Origin of the sequence: Methylobacterium haplocladii, from assembly GCF_007992175.1 — a bacterium.
Classification (GTDB): Bacteria; Pseudomonadota; Alphaproteobacteria; order Rhizobiales; family Beijerinckiaceae; genus Methylobacterium; species Methylobacterium haplocladii.
The window spans coordinates 1-15,777 of sequence record NZ_BJZT01000040.1; the positions used below are offsets into that span (position 1 = coordinate 1).

Below are 15,777 nucleotides of genomic sequence, written 5' to 3' on the forward strand. Positions count from 1 at the left end.
CGCGCTTGGCGCCTTCGTCGCAGCTTCGGCGCGGCGGGGACGGGCGCGGCGCAACCGGAGCTACGCCATCGCGGCGGCGCTCGTCCTCGTCTTCGCCGGGCTCTCGGTCGCCGCAGGACTCCAGCGCAACGAGGCCGTGGTGCAGCGCGCCGTCGCCGAGGAGCAGCGGGCGACGGCCCAGGCGGAGACGCGGCGGGCGGAGAGCGAGACGCTCCGCGCCAACGACGGCGAACGCGACGCCAGGCAGGAGAAGGTCGAGGCGGATCGCCAGCGCGGCATCGCGACCGAGCAGTCGCGTCTGGCCCGGTTGCGTGAAGAGGAAGCCCGAAGCGGCAAGGCCGAGGCCGAGCGCCGGACGGTCGAAGCCGTTCAGGCCCGCGAGGCCGGCCTGACAGCCGAGTCGCTCACCCTCGCCAACCTGTCCCGGCGCCTGACCGACGAGGGCCGGGTCGACCTCGCCCAGGCGACGGCCCTGGAAGCCATGCCGCGCAGCCTCGATCCGCCCGACCGGCCCGTGGTCGGCCTCGCCTTCGAGGCGTTCAAGCGAGCGAGCCAGTTCGATCCGGTCCTGGCGCAATGGACGGCTCGCGACGGCCGCAATCCGATTTCGGTGCTGTTCACGCCCGGCGGACGCGAACTCGTGGTCGGCACCAGCAGCGGATACCTGCTGATCTACGATCTGGAGGAGCGCCGGATCCGGCACCGGGTCTTCATCGCCGCCGACCTCGTCACCGAGCTCGCCCTCAGCACCGACGGAACCCGCGTCGTCGCCTCCGGCAGCAAGCAACCGAAAGTCGTCGAGATCGCCACCGGCAGGGTCGTCTACACGCTGCCCGAAAGCGAGACGCGCTACTACAAGACGGCCGTCTTCACGGCCGACGGCCGCTTTCTCGTGGCCGGGGCCGCCAACAACACCATCACCGTGCTCGATGCGCAGACCGGCCAGCGCATCCGGACCATCAAGGGTCCGGATTTCGAGGCCGGCTACGAGCGATACCGCGCCCTCACCGGCAACACCGACGGCGCCGACCCCATCGTCACGGCCGTCCAGAGCGGGATCCATTCGCTCTCCGGCGGAGCGACGCTCGTGGCCGTCAGCCCGGATTCGACGCTGATCGCGAGCGCCGGGCCGGCGGATTCCATGTCCGCCGTCAGGCTCTACGACCTCGCCACCGGCCAGCCAGTCGCGGAGCTGCTCGGCCATCGCAAGCCGATGGGATTTCTCGCGGGCGTGACCGGGCTGACCTTCAGCCGGGACGGCAGCCTGCTCGTGTCCGGAAGCGACGACGGGACCGCCCGGATCTGGGACGTGCGGACGAAGACCGTCCGGCACGTCCTCAACGGCTGGTCGCCGGTCACCGCCGTCGACCTGAACGGAACCCGCCTGCTGACGGCGCACCAGGACGGGTCGGCCCGGCTGTGGAACATGGAGGACGGCTCGCAGATCGCCCTGCTCCACGGCCATGCGCACGCCATCACCTTCGCGCGGTTCAGCCCCGACGGCGACATCGTCGCGACCACATCGTGGGACAATTCCGCGAGGCTCTGGTCCGGGCACACGGGCGCACCGCTGGCGACCGTGCCGGGAAACGGTGTGTTCCACGAGGTCGCCTTCGCCGACGACGGCAAGCGGCTCGCGACCGTCTCGCGCGACGGGCAGGTGCGGCTTCTGCGATCGGAATCGCCGGGGAACGCGATCCTGCGACGGCCTGCCACCGATGGGCGAGCGATTGCGGGAACCTTACCCGAGCTGAGCGCCATCGATCCGGCCGTCCATCTCGGCTTCAGCCTGGACGGAACCCGAGTGGTCACGACGAGCCCCGAATACGACAAGCTCGCCCTGTGGGATCTCGAACGCCGCGCCTGGTTGGGCGACGTCGAGGGCAAGCGCTTCGCCCATCGCCGACCCGACACCACAGAGATCGCAACCTACAGGACACCGCTGAAGCCGGGATTTCCAGCCGTCGAAATGCAGCCGGACGGGTCCGGACGTTGGGTCCTGCCGCGCGATCCCGAGAACGAGGGTCCGTTCCGCCGGCGGAACGAGCGATCGATCTACGATTTCGACTGGGTCGTCCGCGGCGACGGAAAGCGCGCCATCGGCGTACCGGACTGGGTCGATCCGGACGTGAAGTCCGAGATGCTCGGCTCGCGTGACAAGCATCCGCTCAAGCTGATCGATACCGAATCGCGAAAGGGGCTCGCCGATCTCGTCGTCGACGGCTGGACGGGGAGCGCACGGTTCACCCGCGACGGTGCGAAAGTGATCGCGCGGCTGAACACGCCGAAAGAGTGGAGAAGCGACGACGGCCGCCGTTTCGCCGTCTGGGATGCGGGTACCGGAGCCTTCCTGGGCGCCTCACCGGACATCGACCGAGACACCGACCTGTTCGATCCGTCACTCGACGGGCGCTTCGTGGCCATTGCAAGACAAGGTCAGTTCTGGGTCACGGTGTTCGACACGACCCAAGGGTGGCGTCGCTGGGACACTTATCTCGACGACGAGATCACGGCCATCGGCCTGTCGAACGGCGGTGCCTTTCTCGCGGTCGGCACCCTGCACGGTCGCGTCGAGGTCATCGATACCCGCCGCGCCTTCACGACGGTCGCCTCGGCACAGCCCTCGCAGAAGGCCATCCGCAGGGTCGTCATCTCGGAAGACGACAGGCTGGTCGCCGCCGCCGACGAGATCGGTACCGTCACGGTGTCGAGCCGCGAGAACGGCACGCTGCTTTCGGAGGCCAGGCTGGCGAAGCCGCCGCGCGTCATGCGCTTCTCGCCGCAATCGGACAGGCTCGTGTCGCTTCTGGCCGACGGGTCGCTGCACGTCCTGACGGACGGCTTCGGCAAGTGGGACATCGGGACCGACGCGGACATCGTGGATTGGGGGCACGGCAATGGTGCGTCCTCCCTCTCGCCCCTCGATCGCATACGCCTGAACATCGCCTCGGACGGCCGCCGCCGGCCGGACGGTGCGATCCGGACACCCGTGCCTCCCGCTCCGCTTGCCCTGCCGCGGTCCGCCGCGCGCGTCGCCCGGTCTCCCGCGCTCGCGCGATGCGATCTCGCGGCCGGAGATCCGCTCGACCGCGACCGCCAGGCGGATGTCGCCTCGCGTCCGATCGCTGACCCCGCGGCGGCGCTGGGCGCCTGCGATGCGGCCCTCAACGAGGCGCCGACGGATCGGCTACTGCGATACCAGCGCGGCAGGGCGCTGCTGGCGCTCGGGCGGCGTGCGGAGGCCCTGCTCGCGTTCCGCGAAGCCGCGCAGGCCGGACACGCGGCGGCGATGTGGACCTTGAGCCGAAACCTCTCGGATACGGCGGAGGCGTTGCCGGAGATGGGTACGGCGGCGGACTGGCTTGCCCGCGCCGTCGCCGCAGGCGATACGAGCGCGCTCAGTTTGCGGGCTCGGGAACTCGCGGAGACCGCCGACAGCGATGCGGCCCTGACCGAGGCATTCCGCTACGGCTTCGCCGCCGTGAACGTGCGTCCCGCCACGATGGTCTTCCTCCTCGGCACCGACATCGAGACCGCGCGGGCCGTCACAGGGTGGCGCCGGCGTGCCCTGCGGCTCTACGAGATCGGTCTCGCCCTGGCGGAGACCGAGACGGAGGCTCCGCCCAGTCGCGAAGAGCCCTGGCGCGCGACCGCGATCGAGAACCTGCGCAACCACGTCCGCGTCATGCCGAAGACGGAGGTGATCGCGATGCGCAGGGACGCCGTGCGGTTCGTCCAGGCGGCGTTCCTGCAGGGCCGGACCGATCCGCCGAAGCCGTGATGCCGCCGCGCAGCAGGGACACGCGGCGGGACTCCCAAAGCAGCGATCCGGCTAAGGGAACAGGTGTTCCGCCTTGATCTGCAAGGCGGCGGCGCGCCGTCCGAGGGCGTAGTCGTCCGGGATGTTCGCGGGATCGTCCATCAGCTGGAGGCGGGCGACCTGCACCGGGTCGATGTCGACGCCGAGTTCGCGCTTGAGCCAGTCCTGCTCCAGCCGCACGTCGTAGCGCAGGAATCGGAACTGGTTGCCGAATTGCGGCACCTGCGGACCGAGGTCCCCGACCTCGGAATTGATCGGCCACGGTGTCGGGGACTGGCCGAGCCAGGTCATCATGGTGAGCGTCAGCAGTTCGGAATCCGCGATCTGAGCCGCCAGTGCCTTGACCGCGAGGCCGATCGCACCGGAGCGCCGGGCCTGGGCGGCGGACAATCGCGACCGGAACGAGCCGGTGCCGACCGACACGATCGTGAGGTTGTCCGGCCCCAGCCTCCAGTCGAGGCCGAAGCCCGGCAGGACGGCCATCATCAGGGCGGCGAGCGATGGGTTGTTGTGCGGGGTCAGGCTGCCGTCGAGGAAGAGGCCGCCCGGCGTTCCGTCGACGATGTCGATCAGCTCCGGGTCGAAATAATGCGGGGCCGCCGTGCTGGCGCGAACCACCTTGGCCAGCTTGAGGTGCCTGTTTCCGATGAACGATCCGTCTGCCGGCGTCTCCCAGAAGGCGGAACGGGGATTGTTGGCTAGGATCCAGGTGCTGCCGGTATCCATCCGCTTGATGATGATGCACAGGCCGGTCCGCAGATCGTCCGTCCCCAGGGTGCGATCCGCCATCACGGCGTCGAGTTCGGCCGCGAGGACCTTGGCGTCGAACTTCGCCTGGAGCCCCAGAATGCGGAATCGTGGCCGGCGGAAGATGCGCGGACCGATCCGTTCGTAGAGGGCACGCACGTCGGCCGCGCGATACCCCAGGGCAAGCGCTGACGCGATGATCGCGCCGGTGGACGTCCCTGCGATCAGGTCGAACCAGTCGCAGAGCCGGACCGGACGGCCTTCGGCACGCTCGATCACGGCTTCGATCTCTTCGAGAAACGCGATGGTGATGGCGCCCCGGACGCCACCGCCGTTCAGGGCGAGGATGCGCTTGGGACCCGACCCGAACAGGTGTGGGTCCCGCCCCGCATCCGGCGCCGGCCGGCCGACTACGCCCACATCGTCACGGCTCACCGGCGTCTCCTGCGCGAGTCTCGGCTGCGGGGTCGACGCAGCCGTCGGTCCGCTCGCGCAGGCGGGCGACATCCTCCGCTGCGAGCCCGGCCGGACCGGCGCTTCGCGTCGGCGGCGGTCCGAGGAATTGCAGCGTGACGTTCGGGATCGACACGGCGCGCAAGGCCAGCGGCCACGCGGCGGCCTCGGTCAGATCGAGGGCGAGGACGAGATGCTCGCCGCCCTCCGGAGCGAAGCGGTCGAGGATCGCGGCGGCGGCCTCGGGGGCTCGCGGGTCGACCCGGACCACGCGCTCCCGCCGGATCTCGCGGCCGACACGCGCCAGGATCGCGGGGATACGCGCGACCACGGTGCGGACCTGGTCCTGCACCGCCGATGGCAGATCCGCCCATTCCACCAGCGCCGGATGCCGGAAGCATAGGTCGTCGCGCTTCTTGCCGTACTGCCAACCGGCCAATCGCCGCTCGGCGAGCCAGCGCCCATGCTCGGCCGTGGCGATCGTCTCCAGATCCTGCTGGGAGAGGTCGTAACACCGCGGCTCCACGGCCGGGCACGAGCGCAGGCCTGCCGCCCGGAGCTTGAATTCGAGGTGGTCGGCGAACAGGCGGTTCGAGCGCCGGAACAGTTCGGGCAGCGCGATCCAGGGCTGCCGGCTCGGCCCGTCTCCGGGCTGGCCGTCCAGCGTATCGAGATAGGCCTCGTGGCTGGCGCGCGCCAGCACGTCGACATCGCCATCGGCGATGACGCCCGCGGCCAGGAGCTCGGACCGGTCGCCGAACGGCACCAGCCGATCGGGCAGCAGGTCGTTGCCCTGTGCGCGGGCGAGGATGTCGCCGAGCTTGCGCCGCTCGGCGGTACGGACGAAGACCGGGATGGCGAGACGGCCCTGGCGATCCAGCATCTCGCGCGCCTGCGTCGCGACGAACAAGGCCTCCTCATCGTCCGGGATGCAGACGAACACCGCTTCGATCCGGCGGGCCGAAAGCAGGTCCGACAGCTGCTTGCAGTTCTCGGGCTGATCCGGGGTCAGGTGTGCCTTGACCGGCTCGATCTCGGCGATCGCGTCGGCGCCCGGATGCAGCAGGCGGAACTTGGCCTCCGCCGCCTCCGCCGCCTTGTCGAGCACGGCGATCCGCAGGCGGCATCCGGGCAGGGCGAAGGCCGTGCGGAGCCCGTGCGCCACGACCGCGTGACCGACATCGCCGAAGCCGATCACGGCGATGTCGGACCGGGCCGGGCGGCCCGCTGCGAACGCCGCGAAGACGGGCCGCTGAAACAGCAGCCGCGCCGCGACCTCCGACCGGTTCAAAATCCGGAACTCGACCGCCGCCGAGCCGAGTCCGACGGCGTTCTGGCTGAGAAAGCGCTCGAACAGCCAATCCGCGCGCATTTCCGGCACGATCGCGAGCCTGCCGGCGCCGCGAAAGGTCGAGGCGGAGCGCTCCGCGGCAGCGAGCGCGATCTCGAGGTTGGCGGCATCGTTCCCCGTCGCGACCACGAGCGCTCTGGCCCGCGGCAGGCCGGCGATGCCCAGCACGGCCGCGGATCTGGCATCGCCCTGGATCGTCGGCGCGCCGGCATCCTCCACCGCAAGCGCGTTGACGGAGGAGGCGTCGAGATCGACGGTCACCACCCGCTCGCCGGCCTCGCGCAGGCCCTCGGCGATCGCGCGCCCCGTGCTCCCGAGGCCGCAGACGATGACATGGCCGCGGCTGCGCCGGGCGAAGGCGACCTTGATGTCGCGGCGCAGGCTCTGCAGGAAGAGTTTGGCAGCGGCGAGTACGGCCGCCAGGGGCATCAGCCACTGCGCGAAGACGAGCTGCCAGGGGTCCTTGCCGAAGCCGAAACTGCCGCGGCCGCGCACGAGATCGAACGATTTGCCGACCTGCTCCAGCGTGGACGGCCGCACGCACGGCTCGCCGACGCAATGCTGATCGAAGCCCCAAAAGGCGAGACCGAATGCGAGCGCGGCGAAGGGCGCGAGCGCGAGCCAGGAGCTGTTCCTGAACTGACTGCCGCCCCGGGTGCTCGACGCCTGAGCCATGCCACCTTCCGCAACCCGAAGAGAGGATGGACACCGTCCGCCCCGACGACGATCTCCGACCACGCCGTCACCCGGTTGGAGCAACCCACACGGTGAGGGCCGTCAGACCCGTGGTACGCCCGTGCCATTTACCGTAAACCGCACGGACCTGTACTCCGGTGCGACGGCTGTCCCAGGTTTATCGCGGTTCTTTCCTCCCACCACGGGCCGGGATAGCCGATGAGGAGGTAGAACCTGCCGCTTCACGACCACACCTCGTCAGCCGACGCGGCATCGGCGGTTCCGCCGCGCCCCGTCCTCGCCCTGCGCATCGGCGTCACCGGCGCCCGCGACCTCGACGAACGGCCGGCGGAGACGCAGGCCGAGATCCGGCGCCAGGTCCGATCGGTCCTGGAGGCCGTGCGGGATCAGGCCCGGTCCATCGACGGCGAGACCGGGGCGCGCGCCGTCTACGGGGCCGAGCGGGAGCGGCCGAGGCTACGGCTGCTGTCGCCCCTGGCCGAAGGTTCAGACCGCCTCGTGGCGGAGATCGCCCTGGAGCTCGGTTACGAGCTCGACGTCGCGCTGCCGTTTGCGCGCGCGGACTACGCGAAGGATTTCACGGACGGCGCGAGCCGCGCGGCCTTCGAGCGTTTTCTCGGCCCGGACACCGCACCGGCCGCCTACCTCGCCTTGGACGGCGGACGGGGCGACGACGAGGCCCGCAGCTACGAGGCGGTGGGCCGTCTCGTGGTGCGCAACTGCGACCTCCTGATCGCGGTCTGGGACGGGAGACCGGCGAAGGGCCGGGGCGGAACCGCCGACATCGTCCGGTTTTCCGCGCGGTTCGGGCCTCCGATCTGGTGGATCGACGCGACGGCGGCGGCACCGGTGCGGTTCATCCAAACTCCCGCGGACCTGCGCTCCCCGGACCGGGCGCCGCAGGCTGAGGCTGCCGCGAGCCTCCTGGCCGGGATGATCCGCTCGGTGCTGCTCCCGCCGCATTCCCGTCGCCACCAGCACAGCCTGATCGGCCGCACCCTGCACGCGCTGCACGGCAGAGGGCGTCGCAAGCCGCTCCGGCACGATGGGCATTCGGAACCGCAATCCGATCCGAACGCAGCGGGCACGGCCGGAGCCGACGATCCGCTCCACGCTTATCTCAATGACCGCCAACAACCGGAGAATCCGTTCTGGCGCCTGTACGGCTGGGGCTATCGTGCGATCGGTGGAGCGCGGACCGTACCTCGGCCGCCTCCGACGCCGGTTCCGCCGGGCCCGAGCGCCTATTGGGAAGCCCTGTACCGGCCTGCCGACCGCGCCTCGACGGATTACGGCAACCGCTACCGGTCGTCCTACCTGTGGATCTTCGTCCTGGCGACCTTGGCGGTGGCCAGTGCCGTCCTGGCCCTCGCCCACGAGCCGATCAAGCTCGCGGCGACCACGGTCGAGATCCTGCTGCTGCTCGCGATCCTCGGGCTGGTCGCGACGAACGAGCGCCGCAACTGGCACGGACGCTGGATCGCCTGCCGGCTCCTGGCGGAACTCTGCCGCAAGCAGGGCGCCCTCGCCGCTTTGGGCTGGAGCCTGCCGCCGCCGAACCTGAGCCGCAGCCTGTACGCCGCCGTTCCCGAGCATGCGGAGCACGCGCCGCCGGAGGCCTGGGTCGGCTGGTATTTCGGCGCCGCCCTGCGCGCGGCGCCGCTGCCGGCCGGCGACTTGCTTGGCGAACGCCTGGCGGCCATCCGCGAGTACCTGCGCGTCTCGCTGGTGCAAGAGCAGCAGCTCTATCATCTCGACCGCCGCATGCGCAGCCGGCGGGTGGGCCGGTGGCTCGTTCAGGCCGGCGAATACGCCTTCCTCGCGACGCTGATCCTGGTCGTCGCCAAGCTCGTGCTGGTCGCGGCATCCGCCGGGCACGGAACCGGCGATCACGCGCATGAACTTCACGGCCTTATCGTCCTCCTCGGCTCGCTCGCGGCCGTATTGCCCGCCGTCTCCGCGGCGTTCGTCGGCATCCGCGCCTATGCCGAGCTGGAGCTTCTGGAACAGCAATCGGCCCGCATGATTCGTGTGATGGACGCCGCTGGCGCCCGGATCGACGCCCTGAACCTCGCCCGGCCCCTCGCCTCGCAGGATCTTGCCGCCGAGGTATTCGAGGTTTCGTCGGAGATGCTTCAGGATGTCGGTGGCTGGGCCGACCTGTTCCGCGTCAAGGCCGTCGAGGCCGGATGAGGCTCGAAGAGCCGTCGATGTGTCCGTCCCCGTCCCGTCAGCCGCCGACACCCAGGGCGAGGCCGGCGAGCATCGCCAGCCCGAGCACCAGCACGAAGGCGGCCGCCGCGAGCTCCAGTCCGCCGACGGCGAGCATTCCGGTGGTGCCCCGCCCGCCTGCGAGCCGCAGAGCCAAGCCCTTGGCGAACACCGCGAGGCTCGCCAGGGCGCCGGTGGTGAGCGCGGTCCCGAGCGCCATGGCGAACGTCGCGGCGATGCCCGCTGCCAGCAGCCCCTGCGAGGCGGAAAACACGAGGATCAGCACGGCGCCGGCGCAGGGCCGCGTGCCGGCCGCCAGGACGACGCCGGCCCGCTCGCGCCAGGTCTCCAGCCGCACCACCGTGTCGGCATCGGTAAGGTGGACATGCCCGCAACCCGGCCCGCAGGCGGCGGCCTGATCCGACGTTGCGAGTGCGGCGAGCCGTCCGGCCTTGCGCCATGTCACGGCCGCGCCGACCAAGGCGACGAGGGCGAAGCTGACGGTCTCGATCAGCGTTCCGGCCCGCGTCATCCCGGCAGCGGTCGCGTTCAGCAGCAGCACGCCGATCCCGACGATCGTGATCGCGACCAGCGCCTGAAGCATCGCCGCGGCGAAGCTCAGCGCAAAACCCCGGCGCAGGGTCCGCTCGCCGGCGACGATGTAGCCCGCGATCACGGCCTTGCCGTGGCCCGGGCCGGCCGCGTGGAAGATGCCGTAGGCGAAGCCGAGCAGCGCTAGCGGTCCCCAATCGCCACCCTGCTTCAGCGCGGAGACCGCCCCCTGCAGGCTGCGCGAAAAACTCGCCTGCACTGCGAGCAGCCAGCCGCCGAGGCCGGTCGCCGCGGGCGCCGCCTCGCGAAAGCCGATGCCGAAGGGCGAGCGCGGCGGCGGCGCGGTCAGGCCCGGCGCGATCGACCAGGCGAGCAGCGCGAGGATGGCCGCAGCCGACGTCACCGCTGCAGCGGCCAGCGCCAACCGAAGGGCGAGGCGGCTGCGTGCGGTCTGCGCGGAGCCGAGGGCGACGCCTACGGACACGCGACCAGCGCCCGGTTCGCGTATTGCACGCCCAGCGTCGAGGCTGCGGTGAGCGCCTCGAAGAAGGCCTCCGTCATCGGCTGGCCGGCCTCCGCCGTCTTCGGCTCGGTGGTCTTGGGGCGGTTGATGGTGACGGCGCAACCGGTCGGCGCGCCCTTGAGGAGAACGGCGTCGGCGCTTTCGGCGAGGCCGAAGGACACGAAGTAGGTCGGATCGTAAACCTCGAGCGCCGCGACGCCGCGCCCCTGGGCGGCCGGCGTCTTGAGCGGCAGCAGGAAACTCAGGGTCAGCCTGTCGCCCTCCATCACCATGCGCGGCTCGCGCGGCTCGGCGAAGGCCTGCTCCCGGCCCGCGACCTTCAGCTTGGTGAAGTAGGCGAACTCGGCGAGGTTCGCGGTGTTTTCGGCCGCCAGCCCCTGCAGCTCCTCGGAGGACAGCTTGCCGTCCTTGTCGGTGTCGAGCCCCTGCGTGACGAAAGCCGTGTAGGCGGCATCGAACATCCAGCTATGGCGGACCCCGGCGACCTTGCCGGCCTCGTAGGCGATCTCGGCCTTCGAGACGACCCAGACATGCGGATGCGCCAGCGCCGGCCCGGCGAGCGCGATGCCGGCGACAAGGAAGGCGCAACGCAGGAAACAAGCGATCGGCATGCGGGTCACGGACACTCGCGGCTCGTGAGAGACGCATCGAAACGGGGTGCGCGCGAAGGTGCCGGGTGGGTGGGGCGAAAGCGAGGCGTGGCAGGCCGACCACCGATCCTCGACAGCCTTCCGATGCCTCACTACACGGGCACGGCTTCGCCCGTGCAGCATGGGCGGCCTGCCGATTCCGAAAAGTTCGCCTCCCATGCCTGACCTCCTCCTCGAACTCCTCTCGGAAGAAATCCCGGCGCGCATGCAGCGGCGCGCGGCCGAGGATCTGAAGAAGCTCGTCACCGACGCGCTGGTGGAACGGGGCTTTTTGTATGAAGGCGCCAAGGCCTTCGCGACGCCGCGCCGGCTGGCGCTGCACGTCGCCGGGCTGCCTCCGCGGGGCGAGGCCGTGCGCGAGGAGCGGCGGGGACCGAAGGTCGGCGCGCCGGAGGCCGCCGTGCAGGGCTTTCTGCGCGGGGCCGGCCTCACGAGCCTCGACCAAGCCACCACGATCACCGATCCGAAGAAGGGCGAATTCTACCTCGCCGTGATCGAGCGGGCCGGCCGCGAGACCCTCGACGTGCTGGCCGAGATCCTGCCCGCGATCATCAAGAGCTTCCCCTGGCCGAAATCGATGCGCTGGGGCGCAGCCTCGGCGCAGCCCGGCGCCCTGCGCTGGGTGCGCCCGCTGCAATCCATCGTCGCCACCTTCGGCCCCGAGACCGAGACGCCCGAGGTGGTGCCGTTCTCGGTCGACGGCATCGTCGCCGGCACCACGACCCGCGGCCACCGCTTCCTGGCGCCCGGCCCGATCGAAGTGCGCCGCTTCGACGACTACGTGCAGGCGCTGGAGCGGGCCAAGGTCGTGCTCGACGCCGACCGGCGCAAGGACATCATCCTGCACGACGCCCGCGACCTCGCCTTCGCCCGCGGGCTCGACCTCGTCGAGGACGAGGGGCTCTTGGACGAGGTCGCCGGCCTCGTCGAATGGCCGGTGGTGCTGATGGGCTCGTTCGACGAGGCCTTTCTGGACATCCCGGCCGAGGCTATCCGCGCCACCATCCGCGCCAACCAGAAGTGCTTCGTGCTGCGCAAAAGCGGCTCGGAGGCACTGGCCCCCGCCTTCGTCCTGGTCTCGAACCTCGTCGCCTCGGACGGCGGCGCGGCGATCACCGCCGGCAACGAGCGCGTGGTCCGCGCCCGGCTCTCGGATGCCAAGTTCTTCTGGGAGACGGACAAGGCCGCAGGCCTCGAAAGCCGGCTACCGAAGCTCGACCAGATCGTTTTCCACGAGAAACTGGGCACGCAGGGCGAGCGCGTGGCCCGGATCGCGGCGCTGGCCCGCGAACTCGCGCCGCTCGTCGGCGCCGACCCGGATCTCGCCGAGCGCGCGGCCCGGCTCGCCAAGGCCGATCTCGTCACCGAGATGGTCGGCGAGTTTCCCGAGCTGCAGGGCCTGATGGGCCGGAAATACGCCGCGCTCCAGGGCGAGCCCGAGAGCGTCGCCGCCGCGATCGAGGAGCACTACAAGCCGGTCGGCCCCTCCGACCGCGTGCCGACCGACCCGGTCTCGATCGCCGTGGCGCTGGCCGACAAGCTCGACACGCTGGTGGGGTTTTGGGCCATCGATGAGAAGCCGACGGGGAGCAAGGATCCGTATGCGCTGCGGCGGGCGGCGCTTGGGGTGATCCGCCTCGTAACCGAAAATGATATCAGAGCCCAACTACTTCGTTTGTTTGCGCTGTCTTTTGCAAGAAGCTATGCGGGAATACAGTTAAATCAGATATCAGAGGCATCGGATCGCGTTCAAGAGCTTCAGAAATCGCAGATAGATCCTATCGAAATCCAACGGCTACTCGATGTGATTAGTAAGGAAGTCACGCCAGAGGGCGCCAAGCGCTTTGCTGATAGCACCGGCCAGTTGGCCTGGGAGGTAGCTAATGCATTGCTGGCCTTCTTCGCCGACCGCCTCAAGGTATATCTCCGCGACCAGGGCGCCCGCCACGACCTGATCGACGCCGTCTTTGCGCTGCCCGGCCAGGACGATCTCCTGATGGTCGTCCGTCGTGTCGAGGCGCTCGGCCAGTTCCTCGGCACGGATGACGGCAAGAACCTGCTCGTGGGCGTCAAGCGCGCCTCGAACATTCTGCGCATCGAGGAGAAGAAAGACGGCCGCGCCTACGAGGCCGAGCCGGATGCCGCCCTCATCGCCGCCTCCGGCCAGCCGGAGGAGCAGGCGCTGGCCGAGGCCCTGACGGGCGCGCGGGCCGACGCCTCGGCCGCGGTCGCGGCGGAGGACTTTTCGGGAGCGATGCGGGCGCTGTCGCGGCTGCGGGCGCCGGTAGATGCCTTCTTCGAAAAAGTCACCGTCAACGCCGACGATCCGGCGGTGCGGGGCAACCGGCTGGCGCTGCTGAATGCGCTGCGTGCGGCCACGCGCGAAGTGGCGGATTTTTCGCGGATCGAGGGGTGACGCCGGCGCCCGACTGGCCATGACGGCAGGGCGCGTGCCCCCTCTCCCCGCACGCGGGGAGAGGGCCGAATGCACCTCGTCGTGCATTCGGCTAGCGGAGGCGAAGCTGAAGCGACGGTGAGGGGGCTTCGACGGATGAGGCTCCTCCGCAGAGGCCCCCTCACCTTCGGCTGCCGCCTCGCTTCATGCCCCGACAAGGGGGCATGAAGCCCTCTCCCCGCGTGCGGGGAGAGGGGGCGCGCGGCGCCGAAAGGCCTGGACGGAAAACGTTAGGCCGGCATCCCGGCCGTCTCGAACAGAAAATCGTCGGCCGCGGGAATCGTGACCGCCAGGCTGCTGGCGCCGTAGGAGGCCTTCGACAGGCGCCAGGGGCGCTCGGCGCGGGCGCGGATGGCCTCGGAAGGGCGCAGGCGCCGCATGGCGCCGTCCTCGGCGACCTCTTCGATGATCAGGAAGCCGTAGACCTGCAGGCGGGAGGCGATGAGCTTGGTGTCGCGGTCGTCGGCAGCGAGCACCAGGGTGCCGGTGGCGTAGACGGCGTCCATCAGGCTGCGCTGGTGGGCGCGTTCCCGGCCGCGAGCCCCGAGCGCTACGCTCTCTGCCGAGCGAGCCGCACCCGCCGCCAGCAGGCCGGCGGGCCTGCGGAAGGGGATGACGTTGTCCGTCGCTGCCGCACTACGCATACGCAACACCCTCGTCTCGAACACGGACCGGCGGGCACGCTCAGGGGCGCCCTTCCGGTGTTCGCGACGATGGTCCGAGTCGGCTTAATGCCCGCTTAGCCATGCCGGCCGGCGGGTGTCCCGGATCGTTCCGGGTTGGGATTTCAGCGCAAGGCCACCGCGAAGGCGCCCTCGGTCTTTCCCCTGATCTCGTCCTCGCTCACGCCCTCGGCGAGTTCGACCAGCGTCATCCCGCCATCGCCGTTCTTGTCGATGGTGAAGACGCCGAGATCGGTGATCACCATGTCGACGACCTGGGTGCCGGTGAGGGGCAGGTCGCAGGCCTTGAGGAGCTTGGGGCTCTCGGAACCGTCCTTGTTCCGGGCGACGTGCTCCATCACCACCACGACCTTCTTGACGCCGGCGACGAGGTCCATGGCGCCGCCCATGCCCTTCACCATCTTGCCGGGGATCATCCAGTTGGCGAGGTCGCCGTTCTCGGCGACCTGCATCGCGCCGAGGATCGACAGGTTGATGTGGCCGCCGCGGATCATCCCGAAGGAATCGGACGACGAGAAGTAGCTCGTCGTCGGCAGCGCCGTGATGGTCTGCTTGCCGGCGTTGATCAGGTCGGGGTCCTCCTCGCCCTCGTAGGGGAAGGGACCCATGCCGAGCATGCCGTTCTCCGACTGGAGCTGCACCGTCATGCCGTCGGGAATGTAGTTCGACACCAGCGTCGGGATGCCGATGCCGAGATTTACATAGAAGCCGTCCTGCAGCTCCTTGGCGGCGCGCTCCGCCATCTGGTCACGGGTCCAGGCCATCGTTTTGCTCCTTCCCCTGGGATCAGACCGCGCCGCCGCCGGCTGCGGCCGGGGCTGCATCCTTGCGCTTGCGCGTGGTGCGCTGCTCGATCTGCTTCTCGCGGACCGGCACGTGGATGATGCGCTTGATGAAGATGCCCGGCGTATGGATGAAATCCGCGTCGAGCTCGCCCGGCTGAACGAGGTGCTCGACCTGGGCGACCGTGACCTTGGCGGCGGTGGCCATCATCGGATTGAAGTTCCGCGCCGTCTTCCGGTAGATCAGGTTGCCCTCGGTATCGCCCTGGTAGGCGTGGACGATGGCGAGGTCGGCGAAGAGCCCGCGCTCCATCACGTAGTGGTGGCCGTCGAATTCCTTGGTTTCCTTGCCCTCGGCGACCTGCGTGCCGTAGCCGGTCTTGGTGTAGAAGGCCGGGATGCCGGCGCCGCCGGCGCGGATGCGCTCGGCGAGCGTGCCCTGCGGGTTGAACTCGATCTCGAGTTCGCCACCCAGGAACTGGCGGGCGAACTCCTTGTTCTCGCCGACATACGACGAGATCATCTTCCGGATCTGGCGGGTCTCGAGCAGCTTGCCGAGGCCGACGCCGTCGATGCCGGCATTGTTCGAGATGACGGTGAGGTCCTTGACGCCCGAGGCCACGATCGCGTCGATCAGCTCGTCGGGGATGCCGCAGAGGCCGAAGCCGCCGGCCATGATCGTCATGCCGTCGCGCAGCAGCCCGTCCAGGGCCGCCTTCGGATCCGGGTGCACCTTCTTCATCGAGTCCGTCCTCAGAAAACCGCCCGCCCGCCTGTCCGATGAGGTGCGTGCGGGCCTGATGTGCACCGCAGCGTGGGTCGTCGTCAAACCTGCGACGCAATTGGGCGCAACG

At 69.9% G+C, this 15,777-nt stretch carries 9 protein-coding genes and 1 pseudogene; 3 read left to right on the plus strand and 7 right to left on the minus strand.

What is annotated here, in order from left to right; genetic code table 11:
- A pseudogene (locus MHA02_RS18005) lies at window positions 1-3,781 on the plus strand (hypothetical protein); the annotation flags it as partial.
- Window positions 3,782-3,832: 51 nt separating this feature from the next.
- On the opposite strand, the gene MHA02_RS18010 reads toward MHA02_RS18005, so the two are convergent.
- Together MHA02_RS18010 and MHA02_RS18015 are read right to left on the minus strand one after the other, a co-directional pair.
- Window positions 3,833-5,002, minus strand: coding sequence for a patatin-like phospholipase family protein (locus tag MHA02_RS18010; protein WP_170249340.1), 1,170 nt, complete (start codon window positions 5,000-5,002; stop codon window positions 3,833-3,835).
- A complete protein-coding gene (locus MHA02_RS18015; RefSeq protein WP_147081272.1) occupies window positions 4,992-7,046 on the minus strand; it encodes an NAD-binding protein in 2,055 nt (684 codons plus the stop codon). Before MHA02_RS18015 ends, MHA02_RS18010 begins: the two co-directional genes overlap by 11 nt.
- A gap of 399 nt (window positions 7,047-7,445) precedes the next feature.
- Here MHA02_RS18015 and MHA02_RS18020 point away from each other — a divergent pair, with 399 nt between their 5' ends.
- Window positions 7,446-9,260 (plus strand): hypothetical protein, encoded by a 1,815-nt coding sequence (locus tag MHA02_RS18020; protein WP_147081274.1) that lies wholly within the window; start codon window positions 7,446-7,448, stop codon window positions 9,258-9,260.
- A 37-nt stretch (window positions 9,261-9,297) separates the two neighbouring features.
- On the opposite strand, the gene MHA02_RS18025 is transcribed toward MHA02_RS18020, so the two are convergent.
- Both MHA02_RS18025 and MHA02_RS18030 read right to left on the minus strand, forming a co-directional pair.
- Window positions 9,298-10,314: a nickel/cobalt transporter gene (locus MHA02_RS18025; RefSeq protein ID WP_147081276.1), complete on the minus strand. Its 1,017-nt coding sequence runs from the start codon at window positions 10,312-10,314 to the stop codon at window positions 9,298-9,300.
- Entirely contained in the window at window positions 10,305-10,964 is a 660-nt protein-coding gene (locus MHA02_RS18030; protein WP_147081277.1) for a DUF1007 family protein, read from the minus strand. The genes MHA02_RS18025 and MHA02_RS18030 overlap by 10 nt, the downstream gene beginning before the upstream one ends.
- A gap of 244 nt (window positions 10,965-11,208) precedes the next feature.
- Between MHA02_RS18030 and glyS the strand changes: the two genes are divergently transcribed.
- The gene (gene glyS / locus MHA02_RS18035) at window positions 11,209-13,419 is read left to right on the plus strand and encodes a glycine--tRNA ligase subunit beta (protein ID WP_373866688.1); all 2,211 of its coding nucleotides are present in this window, start codon (window positions 11,209-11,211) and stop codon (window positions 13,417-13,419) included.
- Window positions 13,420-13,688: 269 nt separating this feature from the next.
- Here glyS and MHA02_RS18040 read toward each other — a convergent pair whose 3' ends face one another.
- From MHA02_RS18040 to MHA02_RS18050, 3 genes are all read right to left on the minus strand, one after another.
- Window positions 13,689-14,102: a hypothetical protein gene (locus MHA02_RS18040; RefSeq protein ID WP_147081281.1), complete on the minus strand. Its 414-nt coding sequence runs from the start codon at window positions 14,100-14,102 to the stop codon at window positions 13,689-13,691.
- 143 nt (window positions 14,103-14,245) lie between these two features.
- Window positions 14,246-14,905: a 3-oxoacid CoA-transferase subunit B gene (locus MHA02_RS18045; protein WP_147081284.1), complete on the minus strand. Its 660-nt coding sequence runs from the start codon at window positions 14,903-14,905 to the stop codon at window positions 14,246-14,248.
- A gap of 22 nt (window positions 14,906-14,927) precedes the next feature.
- A complete protein-coding gene (locus MHA02_RS18050; protein WP_147081286.1) occupies window positions 14,928-15,665 on the minus strand; it encodes a CoA transferase subunit A in 738 nt (245 codons plus the stop codon).
- Window positions 15,666-15,777 lie beyond the last annotated feature (112 nt).

Coding starts and splice junctions, on each gene's coding strand:
- MHA02_RS18015 (WP_147081272.1), bottom strand. CDS start 7,046: ATGGCTCAGGCGTCGAGCACCCGGGGCGGCAGTCAGTTCAGGAACAGC.
- MHA02_RS18030 (WP_147081277.1), bottom strand. CDS start 10,964: ATGCCGATCGCTTGTTTCCTGCGTTGCGCCTTCCTTGTCGCCGGCATC.
- glyS (WP_373866688.1), top strand. CDS start 11,209: ATGCAGCGGCGCGCGGCCGAGGATCTGAAGAAGCTCGTCACCGACGCG.
- MHA02_RS18040 (WP_147081281.1), bottom strand. CDS start 14,102: ATGCGTAGTGCGGCAGCGACGGACAACGTCATCCCCTTCCGCAGGCCC.
- MHA02_RS18045 (WP_147081284.1), bottom strand. CDS start 14,905: ATGGCCTGGACCCGTGACCAGATGGCGGAGCGCGCCGCCAAGGAGCTG.
- MHA02_RS18050 (WP_147081286.1), bottom strand. CDS start 15,665: ATGAAGAAGGTGCACCCGGATCCGAAGGCGGCCCTGGACGGGCTGCTG.